The 26,953-nt window shown below is 31.8% G+C and carries 29 protein-coding genes; 21 read left to right on the plus strand and 8 right to left on the minus strand.

The features are described from left to right. Positions 1-106 precede the first annotated feature (106 nt). Positions 107-1,093: an FUSC family protein gene (locus L987_RS11950; RefSeq protein WP_002482841.1), complete on the minus strand. Its 987-nt coding sequence runs from the start codon at positions 1,091-1,093 to the stop codon at positions 107-109. Positions 1,094-1,267: 174 nt separating this feature from the next. On the opposite strand from L987_RS11950, the gene map reads away from it, so the two are divergent. From map to vraR, 5 genes are all read left to right on the plus strand, one after another. Beyond that, the gene (map, locus tag L987_RS11955; protein ID WP_011302778.1) at positions 1,268-2,020 is read left to right on the plus strand and encodes a type I methionyl aminopeptidase; all 753 of its coding nucleotides are present in this window, start codon (positions 1,268-1,270) and stop codon (positions 2,018-2,020) included. A 103-nt stretch (positions 2,021-2,123) separates the two neighbouring features. Further along, a complete protein-coding gene (locus tag L987_RS11960) occupies positions 2,124-2,510 on the plus strand; it encodes a hypothetical protein (protein ID WP_047504955.1) in 387 nt (128 codons plus the stop codon). Positions 2,511-2,526: 16 nt separating this feature from the next. Next, complete coding sequence (vraT, locus tag L987_RS11965; RefSeq protein ID WP_011302780.1) at positions 2,527-3,228, plus strand: cell wall-active antibiotics response protein VraT; 702 nt, start codon at positions 2,527-2,529, stop codon at positions 3,226-3,228. Then, positions 3,225-4,268 carry a sensor histidine kinase VraS gene (vraS, locus tag L987_RS11970; RefSeq protein WP_011302781.1) on the plus strand — a complete coding sequence of 348 codons (1,044 nt, stop codon included), beginning with the start codon at positions 3,225-3,227 and terminating at the stop codon, positions 4,266-4,268. Before vraT ends, vraS begins: the two co-directional genes overlap by 4 nt. Next, positions 4,258-4,887 (plus strand): response regulator transcription factor VraR, encoded by a 630-nt coding sequence (vraR, locus tag L987_RS11975; RefSeq protein ID WP_047504957.1) that lies wholly within the window; start codon positions 4,258-4,260, stop codon positions 4,885-4,887. Before vraS ends, vraR begins: the two co-directional genes overlap by 11 nt. A gap of 156 nt (positions 4,888-5,043) precedes the next feature. On the opposite strand, the gene L987_RS11980 is transcribed toward vraR, so the two are convergent. The 3 genes from L987_RS11980 to L987_RS11990 form a co-directional block, all read right to left on the minus strand. Then, entirely contained in the window at positions 5,044-6,216 is a 1,173-nt protein-coding gene (locus L987_RS11980; RefSeq protein WP_047504960.1) for a YihY/virulence factor BrkB family protein, read from the minus strand. A gap of 410 nt (positions 6,217-6,626) precedes the next feature. Next, a complete protein-coding gene (locus L987_RS11985) occupies positions 6,627-6,911 on the minus strand; it encodes a hypothetical protein (RefSeq protein WP_002482848.1) in 285 nt (94 codons plus the stop codon). Positions 6,912-6,917: 6 nt separating this feature from the next. Continuing rightward, positions 6,918-7,382, minus strand: a complete 465-nt coding sequence (locus L987_RS11990; protein ID WP_011302783.1) for a low molecular weight protein-tyrosine-phosphatase — start codon at positions 7,380-7,382, stop codon at positions 6,918-6,920. A gap of 134 nt (positions 7,383-7,516) precedes the next feature. On the opposite strand from L987_RS11990, the gene L987_RS11995 reads away from it, so the two are divergent. From L987_RS11995 to L987_RS12005, 3 genes are all read left to right on the plus strand, one after another. Continuing rightward, entirely contained in the window at positions 7,517-7,720 is a 204-nt protein-coding gene (locus L987_RS11995; RefSeq protein WP_002482850.1) for a DUF1128 family protein, read from the plus strand. 13 nt (positions 7,721-7,733) lie between these two features. Next, positions 7,734-8,972: an aminopeptidase gene (locus L987_RS12000; protein WP_011302784.1), complete on the plus strand. Its 1,239-nt coding sequence runs from the start codon at positions 7,734-7,736 to the stop codon at positions 8,970-8,972. A 213-nt stretch (positions 8,973-9,185) separates the two neighbouring features. Further along, on the plus strand, positions 9,186-9,707 hold the full coding sequence (locus L987_RS12005) for an acyl-CoA thioesterase (protein ID WP_011302785.1): 522 nt from the start codon (positions 9,186-9,188) through the stop codon (positions 9,705-9,707). A gap of 75 nt (positions 9,708-9,782) precedes the next feature. On the opposite strand, the gene yfkAB is transcribed toward L987_RS12005, so the two are convergent. Next, positions 9,783-10,922 (minus strand): radical SAM/CxCxxxxC motif protein YfkAB, encoded by a 1,140-nt coding sequence (gene yfkAB, locus L987_RS12010; protein WP_047504962.1) that lies wholly within the window; start codon positions 10,920-10,922, stop codon positions 9,783-9,785. Positions 10,923-11,124: 202 nt separating this feature from the next. Here yfkAB and L987_RS13805 point away from each other — a divergent pair, with 202 nt between their 5' ends. The 7 genes from L987_RS13805 (at position 11,125) to L987_RS12040 (ending at position 16,698) form a co-directional block, all read left to right on the plus strand. Then, positions 11,125-11,301 (plus strand): SE1561 family protein, encoded by a 177-nt coding sequence (locus L987_RS13805; protein ID WP_002482854.1) that lies wholly within the window; start codon positions 11,125-11,127, stop codon positions 11,299-11,301. Between the two features lie 91 nt (positions 11,302-11,392). Next, a complete protein-coding gene (locus tag L987_RS12015; RefSeq protein WP_011302786.1) occupies positions 11,393-11,911 on the plus strand; it encodes a type 1 glutamine amidotransferase domain-containing protein in 519 nt (172 codons plus the stop codon). 261 nt (positions 11,912-12,172) lie between these two features. Next, positions 12,173-12,985: a monofunctional peptidoglycan glycosyltransferase SgtB gene (gene sgtB, locus L987_RS12020; RefSeq protein ID WP_047504965.1), complete on the plus strand. Its 813-nt coding sequence runs from the start codon at positions 12,173-12,175 to the stop codon at positions 12,983-12,985. Positions 12,986-13,197: 212 nt separating this feature from the next. Further along, complete coding sequence (gene recX, locus L987_RS12025) at positions 13,198-14,016, plus strand: recombination regulator RecX (RefSeq protein WP_002482857.1); 819 nt, start codon at positions 13,198-13,200, stop codon at positions 14,014-14,016. Next, complete coding sequence (locus L987_RS12030) at positions 13,994-14,308, plus strand: YfhH family protein (RefSeq protein WP_011302789.1); 315 nt, start codon at positions 13,994-13,996, stop codon at positions 14,306-14,308. Before recX ends, L987_RS12030 begins: the two co-directional genes overlap by 23 nt. Positions 14,309-14,322: 14 nt before the next feature. Continuing rightward, positions 14,323-15,855 carry an ATP-binding cassette domain-containing protein gene (locus L987_RS12035; RefSeq protein WP_047504967.1) on the plus strand — a complete coding sequence of 511 codons (1,533 nt, stop codon included), beginning with the start codon at positions 14,323-14,325 and terminating at the stop codon, positions 15,853-15,855. Between the two features lie 9 nt (positions 15,856-15,864). Next, positions 15,865-16,698, plus strand: a complete 834-nt coding sequence (locus L987_RS12040) for a sugar ABC transporter permease (protein WP_047504970.1) — start codon at positions 15,865-15,867, stop codon at positions 16,696-16,698. A gap of 73 nt (positions 16,699-16,771) precedes the next feature. Here L987_RS12040 and L987_RS12045 read toward each other — a convergent pair whose 3' ends face one another. Beyond that, entirely contained in the window at positions 16,772-17,749 is a 978-nt protein-coding gene (locus L987_RS12045; protein WP_047504973.1) for a metal-dependent hydrolase, read from the minus strand. Between the two features lie 119 nt (positions 17,750-17,868). Here L987_RS12045 and mutY point away from each other — a divergent pair, with 119 nt between their 5' ends. The 3 genes from mutY (at position 17,869) to L987_RS12060 (ending at position 21,459) form a co-directional block, all read left to right on the plus strand. After that, positions 17,869-18,915, plus strand: a complete 1,047-nt coding sequence (gene mutY, locus L987_RS12050) for an A/G-specific adenine glycosylase (RefSeq protein WP_011302793.1) — start codon at positions 17,869-17,871, stop codon at positions 18,913-18,915. 70 nt (positions 18,916-18,985) lie between these two features. Next, positions 18,986-19,528, plus strand: coding sequence for a nucleoside tri-diphosphate phosphatase (gene ntdP / locus L987_RS12055; protein ID WP_002482863.1), 543 nt, complete (start codon positions 18,986-18,988; stop codon positions 19,526-19,528). A 194-nt stretch (positions 19,529-19,722) separates the two neighbouring features. Continuing rightward, on the plus strand, positions 19,723-21,459 hold the full coding sequence (locus L987_RS12060; RefSeq protein ID WP_011302794.1) for an ABC transporter ATP-binding protein: 1,737 nt from the start codon (positions 19,723-19,725) through the stop codon (positions 21,457-21,459). 283 nt (positions 21,460-21,742) lie between these two features. On the opposite strand, the gene L987_RS12065 is transcribed toward L987_RS12060, so the two are convergent. Both L987_RS12065 and L987_RS12070 read right to left on the minus strand, forming a co-directional pair. Further along, the gene (locus L987_RS12065) at positions 21,743-22,837 is read right to left on the minus strand and encodes an FUSC family protein (RefSeq protein WP_011302795.1); all 1,095 of its coding nucleotides are present in this window, start codon (positions 22,835-22,837) and stop codon (positions 21,743-21,745) included. Positions 22,838-22,912: 75 nt separating this feature from the next. Continuing rightward, positions 22,913-24,202, minus strand: a complete 1,290-nt coding sequence (locus L987_RS12070) for a glutamate-1-semialdehyde 2,1-aminomutase (RefSeq protein ID WP_002482866.1) — start codon at positions 24,200-24,202, stop codon at positions 22,913-22,915. An 82-nt stretch (positions 24,203-24,284) separates the two neighbouring features. Here L987_RS12070 and L987_RS12075 point away from each other — a divergent pair, with 82 nt between their 5' ends. The 3 genes from L987_RS12075 to perR all read left to right on the plus strand — a co-directional run bounded on the left by L987_RS12075 (position 24,285) and on the right by perR (position 26,239). Then, positions 24,285-24,740 carry a peroxiredoxin gene (locus tag L987_RS12075; RefSeq protein ID WP_011302796.1) on the plus strand — a complete coding sequence of 152 codons (456 nt, stop codon included), beginning with the start codon at positions 24,285-24,287 and terminating at the stop codon, positions 24,738-24,740. A gap of 6 nt (positions 24,741-24,746) precedes the next feature. Next, positions 24,747-25,697, plus strand: coding sequence for a phosphoglycerate dehydrogenase (locus L987_RS12080; protein WP_011302797.1), 951 nt, complete (start codon positions 24,747-24,749; stop codon positions 25,695-25,697). 95 nt (positions 25,698-25,792) lie between these two features. Continuing rightward, the gene (gene perR / locus L987_RS12085; RefSeq protein WP_002482869.1) at positions 25,793-26,239 is read left to right on the plus strand and encodes a peroxide-responsive transcriptional repressor PerR; all 447 of its coding nucleotides are present in this window, start codon (positions 25,793-25,795) and stop codon (positions 26,237-26,239) included. The last annotated feature ends 714 nt before the right edge of the window (positions 26,240-26,953 follow it).

Raw genomic sequence — 26,953 nt, forward strand, 5'->3', positions numbered from 1 at the left:
GGAAACAAACCTTTGAAATATTACACTAAACCAAAGTACAACTTTTGGGGTTCAGTACAATATATGCTTATACGAGTGTGCTTTTTATTTAAGAATAAATTTAGATTTATGCAAAACGATGATCTAATATGCGATAAATCAATAGAATTTCATAAATGACATGACTTTTAAGTTGATTGCTATCAAACTCATCTAAACCTTTCACAGACATTTTTAGTAAAGAGGCATGTTGTTTCTTACGCTCGAAGTGTCCAGTCGAATATATATTGTTTATACTTTGTGCGATACTTAAAATCGCCAATTTTTCATCGTTTGTAAAAGTAATTATCGTATCTTTCGGTAAATAAACTAAATTAGATAAATGGGTAATAAACAACCTATTAGTATGCGCGCGCGTAGTTAGTGCTTTAAGTTGAATCCATTCTGAATCATGGTGTTTGTGATAGCTTAGTTCATCTTTTTGATAAGAAAGTAAGGTTTCCACTTTTTGATTTAAATCGATTAATTGATTTAATTGACGATAAGGCGCGCCTTTTGTAAATTTACCAAGTAATAATTGACGCATACGTAATTCAAAGAGTTCGTACATTTTTGATTCAGTCAAATTAATAGATGATTCAACTTGATCATAATATTTTGGAGGTAAAATAATAAAGTTTACTAATCCAGCTGTTACGAGTCCGATGATAGCAGTTAATAATCTAGAAAAGAAATTAAAGAAATAGGCTTCATGAATACCTGGAATCATAGCCATAGCTGTTAATGTAGCTACCGTAGTACCCACATGTAAATTAAGTTTGGTACATAGAATAATTGTGAACGTAGCGCTCAATGCATATGCGAAAGGGGATTGGTCCCCAAATATAAATGTGAATATGACTGCAAATAATGCCCCAATAATCGTTGCTGGCAAACGACGATAGCCTTTTTTTAATGAAGCTTTAGCTGTAGGTTCAATCGTCACAATAGCCGTTAATATAGCAAATATCGGATTTAAGTTTAAAGCTAAACAAAATAATGCAGTCAGGAATGTGGCTAGACCCGTTTTAATTGTACGAGCACCGATAATTTTTTTATACCAGTTATCATTCATTTAAAAACTCCTAATGTGATGTATAGTCAAATAACTGCTCAAAATGGTGAGTAGTCGTATTATTAATATCTGTGAAATGTTAAACTATAGTTGATAAAATTTTCTAATTTATTATATCAAAAAAAGTCTGCTATAATAAGAAAGAATATAAATTACAAAAAGGAACGGGATAATATGATTGTAAAAACAGAAGAAGAATTAACAGCATTAAAAGATATTGGTTATATTTGCGCGCTAGTAAGAGATGAAATGCAATCAGCAACTAAGCCAGGAATTACAACAAAAGAACTAGACGATATTGCAAAGGACTTATTTGAAAAGCATGGAGCGATATCAGCGCCAATTCATGATGAGAACTTTCCAGGTCAAACATGTATCAGTGTAAACGAAGAAGTAGCTCATGGTATACCTGGTAAACGTAAAATACGTGAAGGTGATTTAGTGAATATAGATGTGTCTGCGCTTAAAAACGGATACTATGCAGACACAGGGATTTCATTTGTTGTTGGTGAACCGGACAATCCATTAAAACAAAAAGTGTGTGATGTGGCATTAGAAGCATTCGAAGCGGCAATGACACGTGTAAAACCTGGTGCTAAATTAAGCCAAATTGGTAAAGCAGTACATGCGACTGCACGAAAAAATAACCTTACAGTAATTAAAAACCTAACAGGTCATGGCGTAGGCCAATCTCTACATGAAGCGCCAAGCCATGTTATGAATTATTATGAACCTAAAGATAAAACACTATTAAAAGAAGGCACAGTAATCGCTGTTGAACCATTTATTTCTACAAAGGCAACTTTTGTAACAGAAGGTAAAAATGAATGGGCATTTGAAACAAACGATAAAAGTTTTGTTGCTCAAATTGAACATACGGTTATTGTGACAAAAGATGGACCATTATTAACTACTAAAATAGATTAATCTTGTTTCGGTCTAAAGTCCTAATATAAGATGGTTCCGGAGCCTATACCAATGGTTCCGGAAATTTTTTATAATGGAATCTAATCAATCATGAGGTGATTCTATGAATTATATTACGACTTATTTAGACAAAATGACTAAAAACACTTTTTATACAAGTTTAGTAGAATATAGACAGTATTTAGATAAAAAAATGAGAAGCATTGAAATGTACATAAAATATTTAATTGAAAGAAAAGCGTATGTTGAAAAATTAATAGACTGCTTAATTTTAACGCTAGAAAATAAATATATTGATATGATAGATGAAGATTACATTTACTGTGCTCAAGAAATAGAGCATTCTGAAATAGAAAAAATTAAAAAAGAATTAAACGAAATGGAAGCAGACTATGCGAGAATTGAATCCGATTTATCTCATCAGGCAGTTGAACGTGCAAACATTGAAACTGAATGTGATTTAATCGAACGTATCAGTTTAGTCGCTTAAAGAAAGGTGGCGAAACATGACTCATAAATATATATCCACAGAGATGCTTATCGTATTTACAGCATTAATGATTATTGCCAATTTTTATTATATTTTCTTTGAAAAAATTGGCTTTTTACTTGTGTTATTATTGGGTTGTATTTTAGTTTATGTGGGTTATATCTATTTTCATAAAGTACGTGGTTTATTAGCTTTTTGGATTGGTGCGTTATTAATAGCATTTACCTTATTATCTAATAAGTATACGATTATCATATTATTTATATTTTTAATAGTACTCATCGTTAGATATATTATTTATAAATTTAAACCTTTAAAAATTACTGCAACAGAAGAAGAAGTAGACTCACCGGAATTTATAAAACAAAAATGGTTTGGCGAGCAACGATCACCTGTATATGTTTATAAATGGGAAGATTTACAAATTCAACATGGCATTGGTGATATTCATATTGATATGTCTAAAGCAGCAAACATTAAAGAAAATAATACAATCGTTATTCGACATATCATTGGAAAAGTTCAAATCGTGGTACCACTTAACTATAATATTATATTACATTTCACAACGTTATACGGGAATGCCTATGTAAACGAAACCTCTTATAAAGTTGAGAATAATAATATTAAGGTAGTAGAAGAAACAAAAGCAGAGAACTATGCTGTAAATATTTATGTCTCATCATTTTTAGGTGATGTTGAGGTGATTTATAAATGAATCACTACTTTAGAGCGATCGGGTCCATGTTGATATTAGTATATAGTACGTTTTTTGCCATATTCTTTATTGATAAAGTGTTTGTTAATATAATGTATTTTCAAGGTATGTTTTATACTCAAATATTTGGCATACCTGTACTGCTTTTTTTAAATCTAATGGTGATTTTACTCTGTATTATTGTAGGTTCTGTCTTAGCATATAAAATCAATCAGCAAAATCATTGGTTAAAAGATCAAATTGAACGTTCAATAGAAGGTCAAACAGTGGGTATCAATGATCAAAATATTGAATTATACAACGAAACAATCGAACTATATCAAACGCTTGTGCCTTTAAATCAAGAAGTACATAAATTAAGAATGAAAACACAGAACCTGACGAATGAATCTTATAATATCAATGATGTTAAAGTTAAGAAAATTATAGAAGACGAACGCCAACGTTTAGCGCGTGAATTACATGATTCAGTTAGTCAACAATTATTCGCAGCAAGTATGATGTTATCAGCAATTAAAGAGACAGAATTGAAGGCCCCATTGGACCAACAAATACCAGTATTAGAAAAAATGATTCAAGATTCCCAATTAGAAATGAGAGCACTACTATTACACTTAAGACCTATTGGTTTGAAAGATAAATCTTTAGGTGAGGGTATTAAAGATTTAGTCGTTGATTTACAGAAAAAAGTACCAATGAAAGTGGTACATGATATTGAAGAATTCAAAGTACCAAAAGGTATCGAGGACCATTTATTCCGTATTACGCAAGAAGCCATTTCTAATACGCTAAGACATTCTAAAGGAACGAAGGTCACAATTGAATTATTTAATAGGGAAGAATATTTGTTATTGCGTATACAAGATAATGGTAAAGGGTTTAATGTAGATGATAAGGTAGAACAAAGTTATGGATTAAAAAATATGCGCGAACGTGCACTAGAAATAGGTGCAACATTTCATATCGTTTCTTTGCCTGATGCAGGTACGAGAATTGAAGTGAAGGCACCATTAAATAAGGAGGATTCAAATGCCGATTAAAGTATTATTTGTTGATGATCATGAAATGGTTCGAATAGGTATTTCTAGTTATTTATCCACACAATCAGATATAGATGTCATAGGGGAAGGTAAGTCAGGAAAAGATGCAATCGAAAAAGCACATGAACTGAAACCGGACCTAATTTTAATGGATTTACTTATGGACGATATGGATGGTGTCGAAGCAACTGAACAAGTTAAAAAAGACTTGCCAAATATTAAAGTTGTCATGCTTACGAGTTATATTGAAGATAACGAAGTCTATCGTGCACTTGATTCCGGTGTAGATAGCTATATATTGAAAACAACAAGTGCTAGTGATATTGCTGAAGCGATTCGTAAGACTTACAATAATGAGTCAGTATTTGAAGCAGAAGTCCTAGTTAAAATGAGAAATAGGATGAAACAACGAGCTGAATTGTATGAAATGCTCACAGAACGTGAAATGGAGATTTTATTACTGATTGCTAAAGGTTACTCTAACCAAGAGATTGCCAGCGCTTCACATATTACGATTAAAACAGTGAAAACGCATGTAAGTAATATCCTAAGTAAATTAGAAGTTCAAGATAGAACTCAAGCCGTCATATATGCATTCCAGCACAATTTAATTCAATAAAGGGAATATAAATCTAGCAAGCTAAAACAAACGCGTATGGTAGACATACACGCTGTTTTAGCTTTTTAATTTTTATGCAACAATAAAAGCTTTTATATTTATTAAAATCCCCCTCAAACAATGACATCTCATTTGTTTGAGGGGGATTAGTTAATATTATCCGTTATTTTTCGATGTATCTACATCATTAACTGCTTTGTTTGATGATGTAATATCAGTATTTTCATTTTCAGAATCTTGATTATCTGCAATAGATGTATTTCTATTATGTTCGATATCGTCCAAGGTTTGTTCTTCAGGTGTTTTACCAGATACCACTTTACGTTGATGGAAGATGGCGTTGATTTCAGCACCAATGATGATGATGAAACCTGTGATGTATAACCATAACATTAAGATGATAATACCGGCAATACTACCATATGTTTTAGAATAATTAGCAAAGTTTGAAATATAAATTCCAAATAAATATGACCCACCTAAGAAGACGATTGTTGCAAATATAGCGCCTGGAATAACAGACAATAATTTAATTTTAACATTAGGAGCTAATGTGTATAACACCATGAATGCTATAAGAACAACAATTACAGGTAATACAAAACGTATTGTATCAAACAGCCATTTTACTTGATCTCCAAGGCCTAGCGGGCCGAATAGCAGATCACCAATTTGTTGCCCAAATGTAGGTAACACGAGTGCAACTGGCATAACGATAATCATGGCAAGCGTGAATAATACACTATAAAGTTTAGCAACTACAAAATTTCGGCTATCTTCAACGTCATAAGCAACATTAAAGGCATTCATTAGCGCAGTCATTCCGTTAGATGCGGACCATAATGCTGCGATTAACCCGATAGATAGTAATCCACCGCTCGCATTCTCCATAATATCACCAATTATACCTGAAACTTGAGGTGCATAATCAGATGGCACATGAGCTTTTATTAAATCTCTTATCGTCGACTGTTTCACACCAACAACTGGTACGATAGAGAGTAAGAATAGTAGCATTGGGAACAATGAAAGCATGAAATAATAAGATAACTGTGCTGACAGTCCTGATGCGTCATCTTTACCAATTCTATATACAAGATATGAGAAAAAATTTGAATCTTTAGTATATTTTGCTGGTTTATTGATACGTGAAACAAAGAATGCTTGGTTATCTTTCTTAGGTGACTTAGATTTAAATTCATCAGGTGTGATGTAAGTGCGGTCGCGTTTGATTTGTTGACCGTTTGTTTCATTAGACTGTTTGTCATTTTCTTCTACACTTTTTGCCTCATTCAAAAAGTTAGAAGTTGTTTTATCTTTTTTAGACATATCTAATCTCCTTATGTATTGATATTTTTCAATATACATTTTAATATACTTTAAAATGTAGTTTAGGTAAATATGTGATGCTATTTTCTTTCGGAAAAATAGATAATTAGATTAATAAAAAATAGCATAATGCATATGTGTATGCGTAAGTATCAAATGAATGTTAAAACCTAAGTAAATAATGAAGTGTTATTAATGTGAAAATACGGTAATGCATCATAATAATTAAAGCTACATAATATTAAGACAATGATATAAATGCATGCAACCGTTTGTAAATTCGTATATAAACACAAAATTGATATTACAAAGCAAAGTTAACATAATGATTGAGCCTGAGATATGTCATACATCCCAGGCTCTTAAATCATTTATTGAAGCTTATATTTGAAATACAAAAATAAGTAGAATTAGCCGTTTAAACGATTATTCTTACGCTCTACAAAAGTATTTTTTGCATCTTTGATTGAACGTTCTAATTCTGGATTGTTACGTCTGATTTCTTCTACAACGTCTTTCCAATATAACACTTCGTCTTTAATGTTATTGATTGCAGAAGGTTTTTGAGAACGCGTACCTTCTTTTCTGTCTTTAATAGATTGTTTTAAAGATTGACGTGTTGATTTATCAGCTAATGTTGCTGCGCCTCCAATTACGGCACCTAATAAAATTCCTGGAATGAGTTTGTTTTGCATGATGTGTTACTCCTCTCTTAAATTTGCATCTTTAATTATAAAATTGATTAAATTATCACAAGATGATTGTACCATTTTATAGACGCCTTCGAAATTATTTGTATAATAAGGATCTGGAACGTCTGTTTCAGTCATATCGCTAAACTCTAATAGTTTAAACAATTGACCTTTAATATTAGGATTAATTTGTTTGATATTATCAACGTTACTTTGATCCATTGCAATAATGTAATCAAAGTCATCGTTTGATTCAAACAGTTCACTAATCATACCATCAAAAGGTATGTCATGTTCAGATAGAATGGCTTGTGTACCTTCATGAGGTGGCTCACCTAAGTTCCATTGCCCTGTGCCTCTAGAGGTAACCTTTATATCATTTATATTTCTATCAAGTAATTTTTGTCGCATGATTGCTTCTGCCATAGGTGAACGACAAATATTTCCTAAACATACGAATGCTACTGTAATCATTTGTGTACCTCCAAATTTATATACTCCTCTTTCCCATTTTAAAGCTTTTTTAATCATTTCAAAAGGGTAATTGCCATAAAAGTTTTACAAGATAGGTAAATTTGATAAAATAAATTGAAAAAGAGGTGAATTTTGTGGCAAAAAGTATAGAACAAATGATAGAAGAAATAAGAGATAGATTAAATCTTGTGAATCAAAGTTTGATTGATCCAGATAATTATAAATCAGCAGATGAACAAGAAATTCGTGAAATTCATGAATATGTAACATCAAAAGCATCATTTACACCGAGTGAAGCATCGGCAATCGCTGATGCACTTGGTCAAATTCGTAAATAGGGGGAGTTACCATATGACAGAATTACAAGATAAACTTCAACAATATGCCGAACTATTAGTTGGTGTGGGCATGAATGTTCAAAAGGATCAACCAGTATTTATTCGCTCTAGCGTCGATGCATTAGAACTAACACATTACATAGTTGAAGCGGCATATAAACGTGGCGCTTCCGACGTTAAAGTAGAATATAGCGATGACAAGTTATCGCGTTTAAAATTTGAATATGAATCTGTTGAATTTTTTGAGAAAGACGCTGTGAAATCATATGAAGTTGAAAAACGTATGGACTATGTGAAACGTGGTGCAGCCAACTTAGCACTCATTACACAAGATCCAGATCTATTGAATGGTATTGATAGTGAAAAGTTATCGACATATCAAAGACAATATTCTACTGCTTATAAAGGTTATATGGAAGCAAGTCAAAAGAATCAATTCCCTTGGTGTGTGGCAGCATTCCCTTCAAAAGCATGGGCACAACGCGTATATCCTGACCTGACTGAAACAGAAGCATATAGTAAATTTATTGATGAAGTATTAGACATCGTGCGTGTAGATGGTAATGATCCAGTTGAAAATTGGAAAAACCATGTAGAAAATTTAAGTATTCACGCGCGTAAATTACAAGATAAAAATTATAAAGCACTGCACTACATTTCAGAAGGTACGGATTTAGTTATTGGACTACCGGAAGGACATATTTGGGAAGATGCTACGAGTTATACGAGTGAAGGCCAAGCTTTTGTTGCTAATATCCCAACTGAAGAAGTATTTACCGCACCACATCGCTTAAATGTAAATGGTCATGTCACAAATAAGTTGCCACTTAGTCATAATGGTAATATCATTGACGGCTTCACATTAACGTTCAAAGATGGTGAGGTTGTTGATTTTAAAGCTGATCAAGGCGAAGATGTATTAAGAGATTTACTAAATACCGATGAAGGTGCAAGAAGATTAGGAGAAGTCGCACTTGTACCTGATGATTCGCCAATTTCAAATCGTAACACTATTTTTTACAATACATTATTTGATGAAAATGCATCTTGTCATATTGCATTAGGTTCAGCTTATGGATTTAATGTTGAAGGTGGCACAGAAATGACTACGGAAGAAAAATTAGCGCATGGGTTGAATGACTCATTAATTCATGTAGACTTTATGATTGGAAGCCCTGATCTAACTATTTATGGAATAACACAAGATGATGAAAAAGAACTTGTATTTGAAAATGGTAATTGGTCGAAATAATGTAATGGAAACATTTTTTATTTTATAAATCAAATAAGTGCTAATAAGCGATTAAAGTAAGCATAGGTGTTAAATCATATTAAATACATTTACAAAAAATGATAAAGTCTGATGTTATTTAAATTGGGAGTGAGGATATGAAATCTATATTATGCTGATTTCGGACTCACTCCTTAGTTTATGTCATTGAGAATTGAAAAGGGAGCTAAAATTATGGGAAATGTAGCAAGCAAATCAATGTCGGAATCTAGAAGTATAAAAGAAAGACAAATATTCCCACAAGATACGAACCATCTTCACACGATGTTTGGTGGTATATTGATGGCCAATGTAGATGAGATTTCTGCTATTACGGCGACGAAGCATAGCAATTCACAAGTGGTAACTGCGTCAACAGATTCAGTCGACTTTTTAAAACCTATTAAAACAGGGGATATCATTTCTTACGAAGCAATGGTTTCGTATGCTGGTAAGTCTTCGATGGAAGTTTGTGTACAAATCATTATTGAAGATGTTGTTAAGAGCGAACGTCATTTAGCGGCACTTAGCTTTTTAACATTTGTTGCTTTAGATGAAAATGGGAAACCACAAGAAGTCCCACAAGTATATCCAGAAACACAAACAGAAAAATGGTTTCATGACACAGCACTTGCTAGGGTAAAACGTAGGAAAGAGCGCAGACAAGAAAGTAAAGAAACGATAGAATTTTTATCCAATGTACAAAATATAGAATAAAATAAAGCGAAAGTTGTACAGTTAATCACTTTAGATTAAATAACAACTTTCGCTTTTTTAGTTATACGTTGCATTTCAACGATACATGATTTTCTCATTCTTTTTAAAATCCGTATTAGGGTAGTACATGTTTTTAACAAGTACATTGGGTCCAAGACAACTAAATTCGGAACAATGACAATTAAGTGATTGAGCTAAAGGTGTCGCAAGCCAATGGTTAAATACGTCTGGTAATTTATCATGTTTAATGTTAGAAATAGTACCATTTTCATCACCAAAGTCAGTAACTATGACGTTACCTGTAAAAACATTCACATTCAATCTATTGCGTCCATCAGGGTCATTTCTCATCGTTACATTCGGTGTATCTCTCAGTCTTTGCAATAAGGCTTGATCATTTTCATCTTTGATACATGGATAAATAGGTAATGTACCAAATAGCATCCATAAATTTGGATCACGAATATCTAAAATATGATGGATTGCTGTTTTCATCTCTTTAAGAGAAAGCACTTCTAGTTGGCTAGCAAAATCAGCAGGGTACATGGGATGAATTTCATGTCTTTGACATTTCATATCATGGACAATCTCATTATGTATTTTTTCAAGATGGGGTACAGTGCTTTGATTTAACATCGTTTCGGCAGAAATAAACATACCTTGTTGAGATAAGGTACTGGAATTAGATAACATTTGTTCATACAGTCTCAGTTTTGCTTTTAATGGAGGTTGCTTGTCCATGGCACCAAATCCTACATCTGTAAACTCATCAATTGTTCCCCAATTATGTGAAATATGCATGACATCAATATATTCAGCAATATCTAAATAACGATCTAATGGTAAAGTTAAATTAGAATTCATTTGAACATAGATACCACGGCTATGTGCATATTTTAACAAGGGTTTTACAACATTTCTTATGGATTTTTTTGAAAACATAGGTTCGCCACCTGTGATAGACATGGTTTTAAGGTCTGGAATTTCATCTAAACGGCGATAAATTAAATCCATAGGTAACGGGTCTGGGTCTGTGGTTTGCAATGTATAACCGACAGCGCAATGACTACAACGCATATTACATAAATTCGTCGTCGTAAATTCGATATTACTTAACGTCAAACGATCGTGTTCTTGCATATCATTGTATGCTTCCCACGGGTCGTTATGAATTGAAATTGGTTTCTTAACATTTGATGCATACAAATTCAACATAATTAAAACTCCCTTTTTTAACTTTTATCTGCTATGAGTATATACTAAACTTTATTTGTATAGGGAACGGTGTATACAAATTTATGAATAATCGTATGTGTCTCACATCTAATATTTCACCTTAATATTATTAAGACTATACCAAATTTTGTCAAATCCATGTTAGGATTATACTATCTTATAAAAAGGAGTCATTTTTAAAATGAATGAAAATCAAACAATTGATCAAATTAGAGCAAGATTAGAAAAATTTATTGATGATATCGATCACGTAAATCCGGACGAAGTGCGCGTAGAAGATATAGATGAGTGGATTGGTTTGCTCGATCAACTTGAAGAAAAAGTTAAAACTGTTTCAAAATCATCAGAAGATAAATAAGTTAATTGAATGCTATCTTAGGCCGATGTTTAAACTTTCAAGTTTTAGTCTATATATAACGTAGAACATAAATAGAGAAAGGTGATTATTAATGGCTAAAAAAGTAGCAATCATTTTAACAAATGAATTTGAAGATATTGAATTAACTAGTCCTAAAGAAGCGATTGAAGAAGCGGGACATGAAACAGTTGTTATAGGTGATCAAGCGAATAGTGAAGTCGTAGGTAAACATGGCACAAAAGTTGCGGTAGACGTTAGTATTGCTGACGCAAAACCTGAAGACTTTGATGGTTTATTAATTCCTGGTGGCTTTTCTCCTGACCACTTACGTGGCGATGCTGAAGGCAGATATGGCACTTTTGCGAAATACTTTACTAAAAATGATGTACCAGCATTCGCAATTTGTCACGGACCTCAAATTTTAATTGATACAGATGATTTAAATGGACGTACTTTAACTGCAGTATTAAATGTGCGTAAAGACTTAGCAAACGCTGGCGCACAAGTTGTTGATGAATCAGTTGTAGTAGATAAAAATATCGTTACAAGCCGTACACCAGATGATTTAGATGATTTTAATAGAGAAATTGTAAATCAATTAAACGATTAATATGTATAGGTAAGTAATTAAAATAGTTTTTCGTGAGTTAGTTCATAACTGGAAGCGATAGGTAGTATAAAATACCTGTCGTTTTCCAGTTTTTTTGTTGTCTAAGTTGAACATAATAACCAAAAACGCATTGTTGTAAAACTTCATGTGGATACATTCATACACCCTTGGACCGATTTTTGCATTTAGCTATAGATAAACATTTAAACTATTGATACACTCACTTATAATGATATGAGAGCAACATAAAGGAGCTACCGCATGAAAAGAAGTGATCGTTATAAAACGTACAACAAACCAAACGACTCAAATGACTCAAATCAATTACATCATAATACGTATTTTAAACCTGTGAATAAACCGCAGAAAAAGAAAAAAGGTAAAGGTATCATTTTAAAACTACTCATTCCCATCTTAATTATTATTGGAATAATCATCGGCGTCATGTATGCATTATCACTTAGAGCTAATACAGATGAGTTGAAGAATATAACAGAAAAAGAATCTTTTGTTTATGCATCAGATATGCGAGATTATACAAAAGGTGCTTTCATTGCTATGGAAGATGAACGCTTTTATAAACACCATGGTTTTGATGTGAAAGGAACTTCACGTGCATTATTTTCAACATTGAGTGACAAAAGTGTCCAAGGTGGAAGTACCATTACCCAACAAGTAGTTAAAAACTATTACTATGATAATGAACAGTCAATTACTAGAAAAATTAAAGAGTTGTTCGTGGCACATAGAGTAGAGAAAGAATATGATAAAAATGAAATTTTAAGTTTTTATATGAATAACATCTATTATGGGAGTGACCAATACACGATTGAATCTGCTGCTAATCACTATTTTGGGGTAACGACTGATAAAAACAATCCAAATTTACCACAAATATCGGTATTACAAAGTGCTATATTAGCAAGCAAGATAAATGCCCCAAGTGTATATAATATCAATGACATGTCAGATAATTTTACTAACCGTGTTAAAACAGATTTAGAAAAAATGAAGCAGCAAGGATATATTTCAAATAGTCAATACGAGAATGCAATTCAAGAACTAGGTGTTTAATATCAAAATAGCGCTTAATTTTTAATGGTATTTATAAGAGAGATTTAAAAAAATAAAATAACTAAGTGTGAGGGTACGAAATCAAAAAGAGTGATTGATTTTGTATCCTCACACTTTTTAGATTAATAAATCTTTAAGCATTTTAATTAAGCTAGTCACTATGATTCCATTACCAAACAATATGCGTTATCCTTAGAGGTGGAGTGAGGATAATGCCTAAAATTACAAAAATAGAAGTACAAAAGAAAAATAAAGAGCGTTTTAATTTATATTTAGATGAGGAATTTGAAATGGGTATCGATATGGATACTTATGTACATTTCAATTTAAAAAAAGGTCAAATCGTTGATGCTGCTGACATGGAAAAAATCCAAAAGTATGACCAATATAGACAAGCAGTGAATGTAGCAATTCAATTTTTATCATATAGAAAAAGAACAGATCATGAAGTGATACAACATTTACAAAAGAAAGAAATTTCCGAATCTGTTATAGCAAGTGTCATTGACTATTGTCATGAGCAAAGACTAATCGATCATGAAGACTACGCTAATAGTTTAAAAAACACTATGATACTTACTACAGATAAGGGGCCAGGTATTTTCAGACAAAAATTGAGAGATGCTGGTGTTGAACAAACAATTATTGATGTATATGCTGAGCGTTATGAGAACGAACAACCAATGGAAGATATTATTAAAGTTGCAAATAAAATATTAAGACAAAAAAAAGGTCCTACAGTTAAAAGGAAAGAAAAACTATCGCAAGCTTTGATGCAAAAAGGTTATAGCTTTGAAATAATAAAAGTAGTGATGGATGAAATGGACTTCTCACAACCTGAAGCAGAATTAGACGGTTTGTTACAACAAGAACTAGAGAAGGTTTATAATAAATATTCAAGAAAATTTTCAGGTAGAAAATTAATTAATAAAACAATAGAAGGTCTTATGAGAAAAGGCTATAAATATGATAAAATTAAAGCTAAACTGGAAGAGAGTGGTATTGTAGATGGAACAGAAGAAATTGAGTGAAATGAGTGAGGTTGAGTTACGTCACGAAATTCAAGGCTACAAAGAAAAAATGAGGAAAGCAGAGATGAATGGCATATTTAATGAATATGATGTTTATCAAAGTAAGGTCATCATTGCAGAGAGCTATTTGGTAGATAGAACAAAAATAGAAATCGGTAGAATTTATAAGCTAAATGACGGGACTGAGAATTATTTTAAAGTTGAAAGATTAAAAGGTGTTTTTGCTTGGGGCTTTAGAATAAAAAGTGCAGAACCTGAAGAAGGTTTACCAATTGCATTATTAAAATTATAGAAGGATGACGATAGATGGGTAGTTCAATTATATTAAAGTTACTCAATGTAACTCATTATTATAGAAATAAAAAATCTAAAAAATGGTATTTACCATTTGGATATGATGCAGAAGATATTGAATTGAATAATATTAATCTACATATCTATCAGGGGGAAGCACTAGGTATTATTGGTGAAGGCGACTCCTCTAAATCTTTGATAGGGCGTTTATTAAGTGGTGAAATTAAACCAGATAAGGGTAAAGTTGTTAGAAAGAAAGATATATTTTTTGCAGATATCGAAGATAAATTGCTTCAATCTACGACGGTGATAGATTATGTGAAAAATGTAACCACGTTATTTCCTTATAAAACATCTGATCATAAAGTAGAACAGATTATTAAGTTTGCCCATCTTCAAGAAGATACAAATACACCTATTAAAAGTTTGACGGATGAAGCCTATGCGAGATTGCAATTCACATTAGCGAGAACATCAAAATCCAGTATTATTGTAATGAACCAAATACTGAGTTATTTAGATGAAAGTTACTTTGAAAAAGCGATTGAACTAACGAACGAATACATAAATGAAAATTTGACCATAATACTTATCGATGACAATATAGAACGAATTTCACGAACGAGTAATTATATTGCGTGGATTTCACATGGTCAGCTTAGAATGGATGGATCGCTTAACCAAGTATTACCTGCTTTTAGAGAACATGAAAAAGATCGGCTATCACTGACGAGTGAAGAAGAAAAATCTAATTTTGATGTTGATTGGAAAAAAAGCAGAACAAGAATCCCTGAGTTAACCTATAATTTCAAACGTATTGAACGCTATAATCATGCTAAGCCACCAGTAGCACTTGTCCGTTTTTGGACATTGTTTATTGTGTTCTTATTAGGTATGGTCATCATGGCATTATTAATGTTTAATGATTTAGGCAAGCTTGAAATAGGCAAAAATGATGATCAAACGACAATACAAAACCAGCAAAAAAATCCATATGAAGAAAAATTAGCATATGGCATTGTTTTAAAAGATGCGATAAGTTTAGAAAATATGTCGAATGGTAAAAAGATAAAAGCAGATAAATATGCTTTTGTTACGATAACAGGTGAAAACACAAAAAATTATCGTATTGAAATTGATAACAATAACTATAAAGTTGCAAAGAACAAGTTACGCTATTTTGATCCAGCAAGCTTGTTTGAAGAACATAGTGCAAGTGCATTAGCGCCCTATATGCATAAAAATTATAGTAACTATAATGAGTTCTTTAATAGCCATTTGCATAAAAAACATAGCACGGTGACCGATTCGCTCGTACCTGAAAGTGGTAAAGATGACCGTTTTGTTGTACCCATCGTTCAACAACCGATATCGATGTTATTTAATGATCAAAATAAATTAGTTGGTTTTACGATTACTATAAAAGATAAACAAAAACTAAAAGAAAAATTTAATATTGAAACTAATTTTTGGATAACAAAATCGGATGATGGGTATTTTATGGCAGATATGAAAAATAATAAATGGATTTATATCGAATTGTAGGTGTGAAAAATGATTGATAGTATGATTAACTATTTTATAAATACACCACATCTCATTAAACATGCGTACCATCGTTTGAAATCGCAATGGATGTGGTTAGTAATACCCTTTATAGTAAGTATGGTAGTACTCTTAATAATGATGTTGATATTTAAAATGAATGGTACGGAAGAAATTAAACAAGCACGGGGCTTTTTTAGATTAGCAGCGGTGATGAGTTTTGCATATATTTGGATTGCGATATATCAAAGTTTTAACACATTTAAACATGATTACTTTACTGGAAAATTATTTAATATCAATCCAATTTTTCAAAATATTATCATAGCGCTATTGTTTAGTTTGGTGATGTTCATTTCACTTATAATGATTATTTTAGCTACACCCGTAAATATTGAAAGTTCGGTGCTATCTACATTATTCTTTGTTGCTATGTCATTAGTATTCATTGTAGTTATTTCTACAGTATTAGGTTTAATAGCGATTGTGAGTAACAAAATCAATATAATTTATTATATTGTAAGTGCAGTCATGTTTTTCATTGTTCCAATTATTTTCATACCTAATACAAATACGACATTAGTGTCGCATATTTTAATGCTCAATCCCTTATATTATTTAATTGAAGGGATTTCACAGTCGGTTGTATTAGGAACGCTGAGTCTAAATAATATACCACAGCATATATACTTCCTATTATTTTTAGCAATAGTGTGTGTCATTATTTATGCATTATATAGAAGTATTGCGCATAAAAAATATTCATATGTTGATTCATATAAGCAACAAGCAGAGAACGAAACTTCTGAAAATCTAGAAGATAAAGCAGATGAAAATAAATAATGTTAGTTACTTAAAAGATAAAAAACTGGAGGTTCACGTTAATAATAACGCGTACCTCCAGTTTTTAATTACTTTATTTAGCAAATAATTTACGCTGTAATTTATCTTCACTGAAAACCCAACCAATATAAGAATGATCGATAACCATATCTTCATCTAAATGTGCAATTGCAACAAATGAGTAATGACCATTTTTTAGATAACGTAAATCGATTAATCTAATTTCTGTGGTATTATCATTTAATTTGCGTGATTGCCAACGATATATTGACGAGAAATTAAGAAATGTTTTAATATTTTTATCGTCTTTTACATATTGCATTAAATCATCACTTGGGAATGATTGACGTTTCGATTTGTCACTAAATACGATGTTTCTTCCATAGCTACGACCAACATAATCGTGCATTTCCGTTTGTACTGCGACGCGCCATTGCATAAACCTTATTGTTGGTGCAACAAATACTTTTACAGGATTGTGTTCTTGTTTAATTTGTCGCAATGCTTGTTGTTTTATAATCGCTTGCATTCTAAAGCGAATAATATAATATACAACAAGTATGCCAACGATTGGGAAAAATGCGAGATATGGATGTACGCCAACGATCCACAGTAATATACCTATACACCATAATACAAATATGATTGGATCAAATGTATTAATAACACTGAGTTGAATCCATTTATTTGTAATGGGTCTAAGTGCTTGTGTACCATAAGAATTAAATATATCCACAAATACATGAAGAAATACGGCAAGTTGCGCCCATAACCAGACATGGGTCGTATCTACATTTTTAAAGAATGTAAATATTAATAATGTAATGAACAAAGGCCATAAAATTGTAAAAGGGATTGAATGTGTGATGCCTCTATGATTTGATATATAAGTAGCATTATCTTTTAATTTAAAAATGGTGTCACCATCCGGAATTAATGAACCAACTACTAAAGTTGTAGCAGTGGCTGCAAAAGATCCCGCCATGGCAGGGTCTTGGGTCGCTAATGCTGTGAGTCCGATACCCATGACAATATGTGTTCCTGTATCCATAAGTATTCACTCATTTCATGTCTATAATATATTCATTATAATCTAATACGTCCAATATTAAAAATAACACACTATATATCATATAGAAAAATTTTAGAAAATAGAAAGTGATGTGCTTTATGCTTAATGAACCAAAATTCAAAAAAAATCTAGTTGACTGGTTTAATAAAAATCAGAGAGAGATGCCATGGCGAGAAACTTCAAATCCATATTATATTTGGTTAAGTGAAGTTATGCTCCAACAAACACAAGTTAAAACGGTAATAGACTATTATCATAAATTTATTGATCGATTTCCTACTATTGCAGATTTAAGTAATGCACAGGAGGATGAAGTGCTTAAATATTGGGAGGGGCTCGGTTATTATAGTCGTGCTAGAAATTTTCATACTGCCATTCAAGATGTACATCATAACTTTGATGGAGAAGTACCGAATCATCCAGAAACGTTCGGGAAATTGAAAGGTGTAGGGCCATATACTCAAGCTGCTGTAATGAGTATCGCATTTGATTTACCTCTAGCAACGGTAGATGGCAATGTATTTAGAGTTTGGTCGAGGCTAAATAATGATACACGAGATATTAAATTACAATCTACTAGAAAGGCATTTGAAAAAGAGTTACAGTCTTATGTCGAAAGTGACGCTGGTACATTTAATCAAGCTATGATGGAATTAGGCGCATTAGTTTGTACACCGAAAAATACGCTGTGCATGTTTTGTCCCGTACAAGAGCATTGCGAAGCATTTTTAAACGGTACAGTTGAAACATTACCTGTGAAAACCGCTAAAGTTAAAAAGAAACATATTAAGCAACATGTTTACATCATTAAAACGCAAGATAATGAAGTATTAATTGAAAAACGTATGCAAAAATTATTGAATAATATGTGGGAATTTCCGATGTATGAAGCGGAAGCGGAACATCAAATTAATTCAATTTTAAATACAAATATCCAATTTTCAGAACAACCAGCTTATAAATTGAAACATCAATTTACACATTTAACTTGGGACATTGAAGTTTATTTAGCAGATCAGGTAATTAATAACAAAGATGAAATAAGTTTACCTAACAATATGAAGTGGATGAATTTAGATGAAAAAGAAGATTATAATTTTCCAGTGAGCATGACAAAAATATATAAATTTTTATTATCGCATTGATAGACTCGGTGTAGTCTACTTAGTTATGTTATAATTTATAATGTGAAATTAAGAAAAGGTGGTGTGGAGCATGGTAAAAGAATCCATACCTAAAGAAGGTCAGACAATAAAAATACAAAGTTATAAACATGATGGGAATATTCATCGTGTTTGGTCTGAAACTACTATATTAAAAGGTACGGAACATGTTGTAATAGGTGGAAATGATCATACGCTTGTCACAGAGAGTGATAGTCGTACTTGGATTACGCGTGAGCCAGCAATTGTATATTTCCATTCAGAATTTTGGTTTAATGTGATATGTATGTTTAGAGAAGATGGCGTCTATTATTATTGCAATTTATCTTCACCATTTGTGTGTGATGATGAAGCGTTAAAATATATTGACTATGACTTAGATATTAAAGTATATCCAAATGGTAAGTATCATTTATTAGATGAAGATGAATATGAACAACATATGAGACAGATGAATTATTCTTCAGATATTGATGTCATTTTAAGGCGCAATGTAGATATCTTACAACAATGGATTGAACAGAAAAAAGGTCCATTTGCTCCTGATTTTATAAAAGTTTGGCGTGAACGATATAAAAAAATTAGAAATTATTAAGCACATTTAATGTTTTTAATTAAATTATCCTATATAGTGGTATGCGTGTAATTAATAGCAACCAAAATCTTTTATTTGAAAAATGGTATGGCAAATGAACATAAACAATTAAAGATCGTCCGTTTATAGCAGCCTCGTTGAAATTCAGCGCAGGCTGTTTCATTTGCGAGTAAGTGTGGGGAGGAAATAAATTTATGATTCGAAGATATTTACAATTTGTAAAACCATATAAATGGCGAATCATTGCTACAATTCTTGTCGGAATTTTAAAATTCGGTATTCCAATGTTAATTCCATTATTAATAAAGTATGTTATTGACGATATCATAAATAATGGAGCGATTACAGCGGAGGAAAAATTCACTAGATTAGGTATTGCATTGGGCATTGCAGTATTCATCTTTGTAATTGTGAGACCACCAATTGAATTTTTAAGACAATATTTGGCGCAATGGACAAGTAACAAAATTTTATATGATATACGGAAAAGATTATATAATCATTTACAAGCATTAAGCGCACGTTTCTATGCTAATAATCAAGCAGGGCAAGTTATTTCAAGAGTGATTAATGACGTAGAGCAAACAAAAGATTTTATATTAACTGGTCTAATGAATATATGGCTAGATTGTATAACGATAGTTATTGCATTGACGATTATGTTTTATTTAAATGTAAAACTGACGTTAGCAGCATTAGTTATTTTCCCTGTGTATATATTGACTGTATATTTCTTCTTTGGGCGTTTAAGAAATTTAACCAGAAAAAGATCACAGGCGTTGGCTGAAGTTCAAGGATTCTTACATGAACGTGTTCAAGGTATGTCAGTAATTAAAAGCTTTGCAATTGAAGATAATGAAGCACAAAATTTTGATAAACATAACCAAAATTTCTTGCAGAGAGCGTTTAATCATACGCGTTGGAATGCGTATTCATTTTCAGCAATTAATACTGTGACAGATGTTGGCCCATTAATTGTTATTGGTTCGGGCGCTTTCTTAGCTATTAATGGATCTATCACGGTTGGTACTTTAGCTGCGTTTGTAGGATATTTAGAACAATTATTTGGTCCATTACGTAGATTAGTGTCATCATTTACTACATTAACGCAAAGTTTCGCATCCATGGATCGTGTTTTTCAATTGATGGATGAAGGTTATGATATTAAAAATAAAAAAGGCGCACTTCCGCTTGAAATTAAAGAAGGCGATATCGAGATAAACGATGTGAGCTTTAAATATAATTCAGAAGAAGCAACTATATTAAATAATATTAATTTGAAGATTAATAAAGGTGAAACAGTTGCATTCGTTGGCATGAGTGGCGGTGGTAAATCGACATTAATTAATCTTATTCCGAGATTTTATGATGTTTCAGGCGGAGAAATTAAGATAGATGGTACGAACATTAAATCTTATTTAACTGGCAGTTTGAGAAATCAAATTGGATTAGTACAGCAAGATAATATCTTATTCTCAGATACAATTAAGGAAAATATCTTATTGGGTAGACCAAATGCTACGGATGAAGAGGTTATTAAAGCAGCGAAAATGGCTAACGCACATGATTTTATTATGGAACTTTCTGAGGGTTACGATACTGAAGTCGGGGAGAGAGGCGTTAAATTGTCAGGAGGACAAAAACAACGTGTATCCATTGCGCGTATCTTCTTGAATAATCCTCCAATCATTATCCTAGATGAAGCAACAAGTGCATTAGATTTAGAAAGTGAATCTATCATTCAAGATGCATTGACAGTATTGAGTGAAAATAGAACAACATTAATTGTTGCACATAGATTGTCGACGATCACACATGCAGATAAAATAGTGGTAGTTGAAAATGGTGAAATTGTAGAGGTTGGTTCCCATGAAGCTTTATTAGCTAAAAAAGGTGCTTACGAACACTTATATAGTATTCAAAATTTATAAATATTCGTTACTCAAAATAATCAATTAATATGTGAACAATTAAATCTATAAGTTATATTTAATTATGTTAATGATGTTTATAAAAATTAAAAAAAGCGAGGCAAACTAATCAAACTGAATCAGTTTTGATATTTGTCTCGCTTTTTTATACACAAAAATCGTTCGTTTTATCTTTGTTAACTAGATAATAAGGTGTTTTATACACGGCATATCATTGTGGAATGACGCTTGATAAAAAAATCGCATAGTACAGCTTATGTTAGCTGCGCTATGCGATAATTAGTTATAAATCAAAATCTTCGTCTAAAATATCAATTTCATTGTCATTGTTATGGTATGAGAAGAAACTAATACGTAATCTGTCTAAATGTTCTAATGTGTAACGATATTCTTCAATAGCTGAAATGATTTGCATGACATTTGCGTATGAATACATCGTTTGATAAGGATTTCTAATAAGTTCCTTTTGGAAGGCATCCATTAGTTCTTTCTTTTGTGGATTTTCAATTTGATTTTCAAATTGGCCCACGTCATACTTTGCTTTTTTAGAAAGGCTAATAAATATTTGTTCATGATATGCAATCAACGTATCAATTTCTAATTTAATCTGTAATAGCAATTCATGATTCAAATTGTGTAAATCGTTTTGGTAGCGATTCATTTTTTTCAGCACGTCATAGGCATGACGCGTACTTCTAACCACTTCTTTAAAAAGTATTTTTTTCCTGTTTTGGGCATACGTTTGTTTTTTAGTTAAAGGTCGTTCTTCTTCATAATAAACAAATGTTTGTTCTAGTTTTTTAATTCTACCACTAATTACGCCTCTATCTTCTTTAATATGATGGTACTCAGATGTATCATTTAAGACTAATTTGAACCAAACAAAAATATCGGAACAAATATTTAAAGAGTTGTAATAAATTTTTGATTCGAATTTTGGTGGTAAGAATACTAGGTTTACGATTGAAGAACTGATTACACCAATCATAACGAGCGCAAAACGATAAAATGCAGAAACATAAAAATCTCCTGTGTGTTGTCCCATAATAATTAATGCTGTCACACTAGCTAAGGTAGCAACATGTGCTAAATTAAAGCGGAAAAGTACAGCAATTAATAATATTACGGTTACACCCATAATTACAACATTATCTCCAAATACCGTAACCATTGCTACAGCAAGTAATGCACCAAAAACATTACCTATTGCTTGGTCAGAAACAGTTTTAATTGATCGAAATACGCTAGGCTGCATTGCAACAACCGCACTGACCCCAGCAATTGCTTTCAAACCAGCTTCATTAGGTAGTAGAGAAGCGATAAACAAAGCAAGTATAATGGCTATACCTGTCTTGAGAATACGGGCTCCTAATTTCAAAAGTACCGCTCCTTAATATATTAATAATAATTGTGTTTATACTTGTTATACAATTATTAGCAGTAAATTTCAAGTTTATTTCATTTGACTAAAAGCATAATCGACAGCTTTTAACGTAGAATCGATATCTTCTTCTGTATGTTCAGTAGTTAAGAACCAAGCTTCAAATTTAGAAGGTGCTAAGTTTATACCTTGATTTAACATTAGTTTAAAGAATTTAGCGAAAGCTTCTCCATCTGAATTTTCTGCTTGGTCATAATGAACAACCGTTTCATTTGTGAAATATAGCGTAAGTGCCCCGTATACTCTATTGACTGTTGCTGTTATATTGTGTTTGTTAATTAAAGAAAGTAAACCATCTTCTAATCGTTTACCTAGTGCATCTAATTGTTCATAAACACCGTCTTGTTCTAATACTTCCAATAATGCAATACCGCCTTTCATTGAAAGGGGATTACCAGCCATTGTTCCAGCTTGGTATGCCGGACCTAATGGTGCTACTTGTTCCATTATCTCTTGTTTGCCACCATAACCACCAATTGGGAGTCCGCCGCCAATAATTTTACCGAAAGCAGTTAAATCAGGGTAAACTTTATATAAATCTTGAGCGCCACCATAATGGAAACGGAAAGCAGTAATGACTTCATCGTAAATAACAAGACTTCCATTATTGTGTGTAATTTCGTTAACTTGTTCCAAAAAGCCTTGTTTTGGCTCAACCATACCAAAATTACCAACGATAGGTTCAACTAAAACAGCGGCAATTTCATCTCCCCAATAATCGATTGCTTCTTTATAAGCATCTATATCATTGTATGGAACGGTAATGACCTCTTGAGCCACACTCAATGGTACACCTGCTGAATCTGGCGAACCCAATTGTGATGGGCCACTACCAGCTGCAACTAAAACAAGATCAGAGTGTCCATGATATTGACCAGCAAATTTAACTATTTTATTGCGTTTTGTATAAGCACGTGCTACACGAATTGTCGTCATAACGGCTTCAGTACCAGAATTGACGAATCTAATTTTTTCTAAGGAAGGAATAGCATCGCGCAATTTTTTTGCAAATTCTATTTCTAATTCAGTTGGCGTGCCATATAGTATACCTAACGCTGCTTGTTCTTGTATTGCTTCTGTAATATGTGGATGTGCATGACCAGTGATGATAGGGCCATATGCTTGTAAATAATCTATATATTTATTACCATCCACATCGTATAAATAAGCGCCTTTACCTGAACGCATCATTACAGGTGCGCCACCACCTACTGCTTTATAAGAACGCGATGGAGAGTTAACGCCACCCAAAATGTATTCATCAGATAATTTCTGAAGTTTTTCACTTTCAGTAAATTTCATTATTATCAACCTCTTTTAATTTAATATTTTCGCTTATTATCGTATCATAAAATTAATCATAAAAAGAAATAGGGTGAGTTATATGTTGAAAAAAGGAGATCAATTTCCTTTATTTGAATTAGAAAATCAAAATGGTGAGCTAATCACGAATGAGACGATTAAAGGTAAAAAGGCAGTTCTGTATTTTTATCCAAGAGATAATACACCAACATGTACTACAGAAGCGTGCGATTTTAGAGATAATATCGCTTTATTTAATGAACTTAATGCCAGTGTCTATGGCATTAGTGGTGACAGTAAAAAGAAACATCAGAATTTTAGTGACAAATTAGATCTAAATTTTGACTTACTTGTAGATACAGATTATAAATTATCTGAAGCGGTTGGTGTATATCAACTGAAAAAATCATTTGGAAAAGAATCCATGGGTATAGTGAGAACAACCTTTGTAATAGATGAAACTGGTCAAATTATTGATATAATTGAAAAAGTTAAAGTGAAAACGCAAATAGATGAATTAAAACAAATCTTGGGGTGAGCATAAATGAAAGCAGTCAGTCTAATGAAATTGGGCGATTTAGAAAATGAATTGAAAGCACGCTTTCCAAATGTAGACTTTGTGTTTAGCAATGGTCTCTCAGATATAGATGACAAGGACAGAGAAACTTTAGAAATATTATTTGGTTATGATGGTAAATTGGATGAATCGTTTTTAAAACAATGTCCTAATTTAAATTGGATTGCTTGGTATGCCACAGGTGTAAACAACTTGCCTTTAGAATACATAAGCAAGCATAATATTAAACTAACGAACGCTAAAGGTGTACATGCAAAACAGATGTCGGAGTTTATATTTGCGTACATATTAGATGATTATAAAAAGATGAGAACTTCCTACATAAATCAAAAAAATAAATATTATGATTCTTCGTTAACTGGATCAAGATTAAGTGGAGAAAAGATATTGTTTATAGGAACAGGAAGCATAGCTCAACAAACAGCGAGAATTGCAAATGTTATGGGCATGACAGTGATGGGTGTTAATACAACTGGACATACTATTGAAGGGTTTAGTAAGATATATCCAATCAATGAATTGAAAGAAGCGTTGCAGGAAGCGAATATTGTAATAAACACTTTGCCAGAAACCAAAGATACAATTCATCTACTTGAAAGAGAGCATTTTGAATGTATGGACCATAATTGTCTTTTTATCAATGTAGGCAGAGGCACAGTAGTTAAAGAAGAAATTTTAATAGAAGCTTTAAAAGAAAAATTAATTAGACATGCATACTTAGATGTATTTGAAAATGAACCATTGCAACCGAGTAATGAGCTATATCAATTGAATAATGTAACGATTACAGCGCATATTACAGGTAATGGTAATGAAAATAAAAGTGAAGTGACAGGTATATTTGAGAAAAATTTAAAATCCATTCTCAATAACAATGAACTAATTGAGAATGTCGTAAATCCTTTGAATGGCTATTGATGTGTTTATAGCTTTGTTTATTGACATTTCCCCATGTGAACAGTTATATTAATATTAAGTAATAATAATTCTTAAATAGAAAGATGGTGAGGGGAATGAGTGCAGAGTTGGAAACGATAGAGCATCAATTAGAGGATTCGATTACTTCATTGAGAAATAATGGTGTAAGAATCACTCCACAGAGACAGGCAATTCTTAAATTTTTAATTGCTTCACATACTCATCCGACAGCAGATGAAATTTATCAAGCACTTTCACCTGATTTTCCAAATATAAGTGTTGCTACTATATATAATAATTTACGTGTATTTAAAGATATTGGTATCGTTAAAGAACTTCCTTATGGAGATTCTTCGAGTCGTTTTGATTTTAGTACACACAATCACTATCACGTTATATGTGAACAATGTGGTAAAATCGTTGACTTCCATTATCCACAACTAGATGAAGTGGAACAGTTAGCACAACACGTAACAGACTTTAATGTAACGCATCACCGTATGGAAATATATGGGTTATGCAAAGATTGCCAAGATAAATAAACTTGATGATGAGAAATAATTAAGCAAAGCTATTTTTAAAATCAATTTTAATCATGAAGAAGGGACTTACTGAATAGTAAGTCCCTTCTTTCACTTTTAGTTATTATAGAAGTAAGTGATTTAATAAAGTGCATTTTTAAAAAGGTGAATTTAATTTTTCAACATTAACTAATATGAATTTAACTTAATGATAATAAGAAAAGGTAATAAAGTAATCAAAATGTGAAATTGGTTATACAATCTATTTACACAAAATAAAATTTAAATACATTTAAACGATATTTGGTAATATCCGTAGTAAAATTAAACTAAAAAGATCTGTATTTTTTATTGACGGTTATAAATAATCTTGATATTATATAAAAGTCGTCAAAACACGACGCACTGCAATATAAATCGAATCAACAGAAATTATCAAAAGTGTAAATTTGACACTTGTTAATATAGTTGAAAGATAATACAATATTAAATGTTGAGTTAAAAAACGCAACAAACTTAATAAAAAATAACAAAAATTTATTGTTGACTTAACAAAAACTTAATGTTATAATAAATTCTTGTAACGCATTATTGAACATTGAAAACTGAATTGCAATATGTCAACGTTAATTCCGAACACAACATTAAATTGTTGGTTCAAAACAAGTGTTAGAAATAACACAAATTAGTATTTTATGAGCTAATCAAACATCATAATTCATTTATGGAGAGTTT

The sequence above is a fragment of the Staphylococcus sp. ZWU0021 genome (assembly GCF_000798895.1).
Lineage (GTDB): Bacteria > Bacillota > Bacilli > Staphylococcales > Staphylococcaceae > Staphylococcus > Staphylococcus saprophyticus.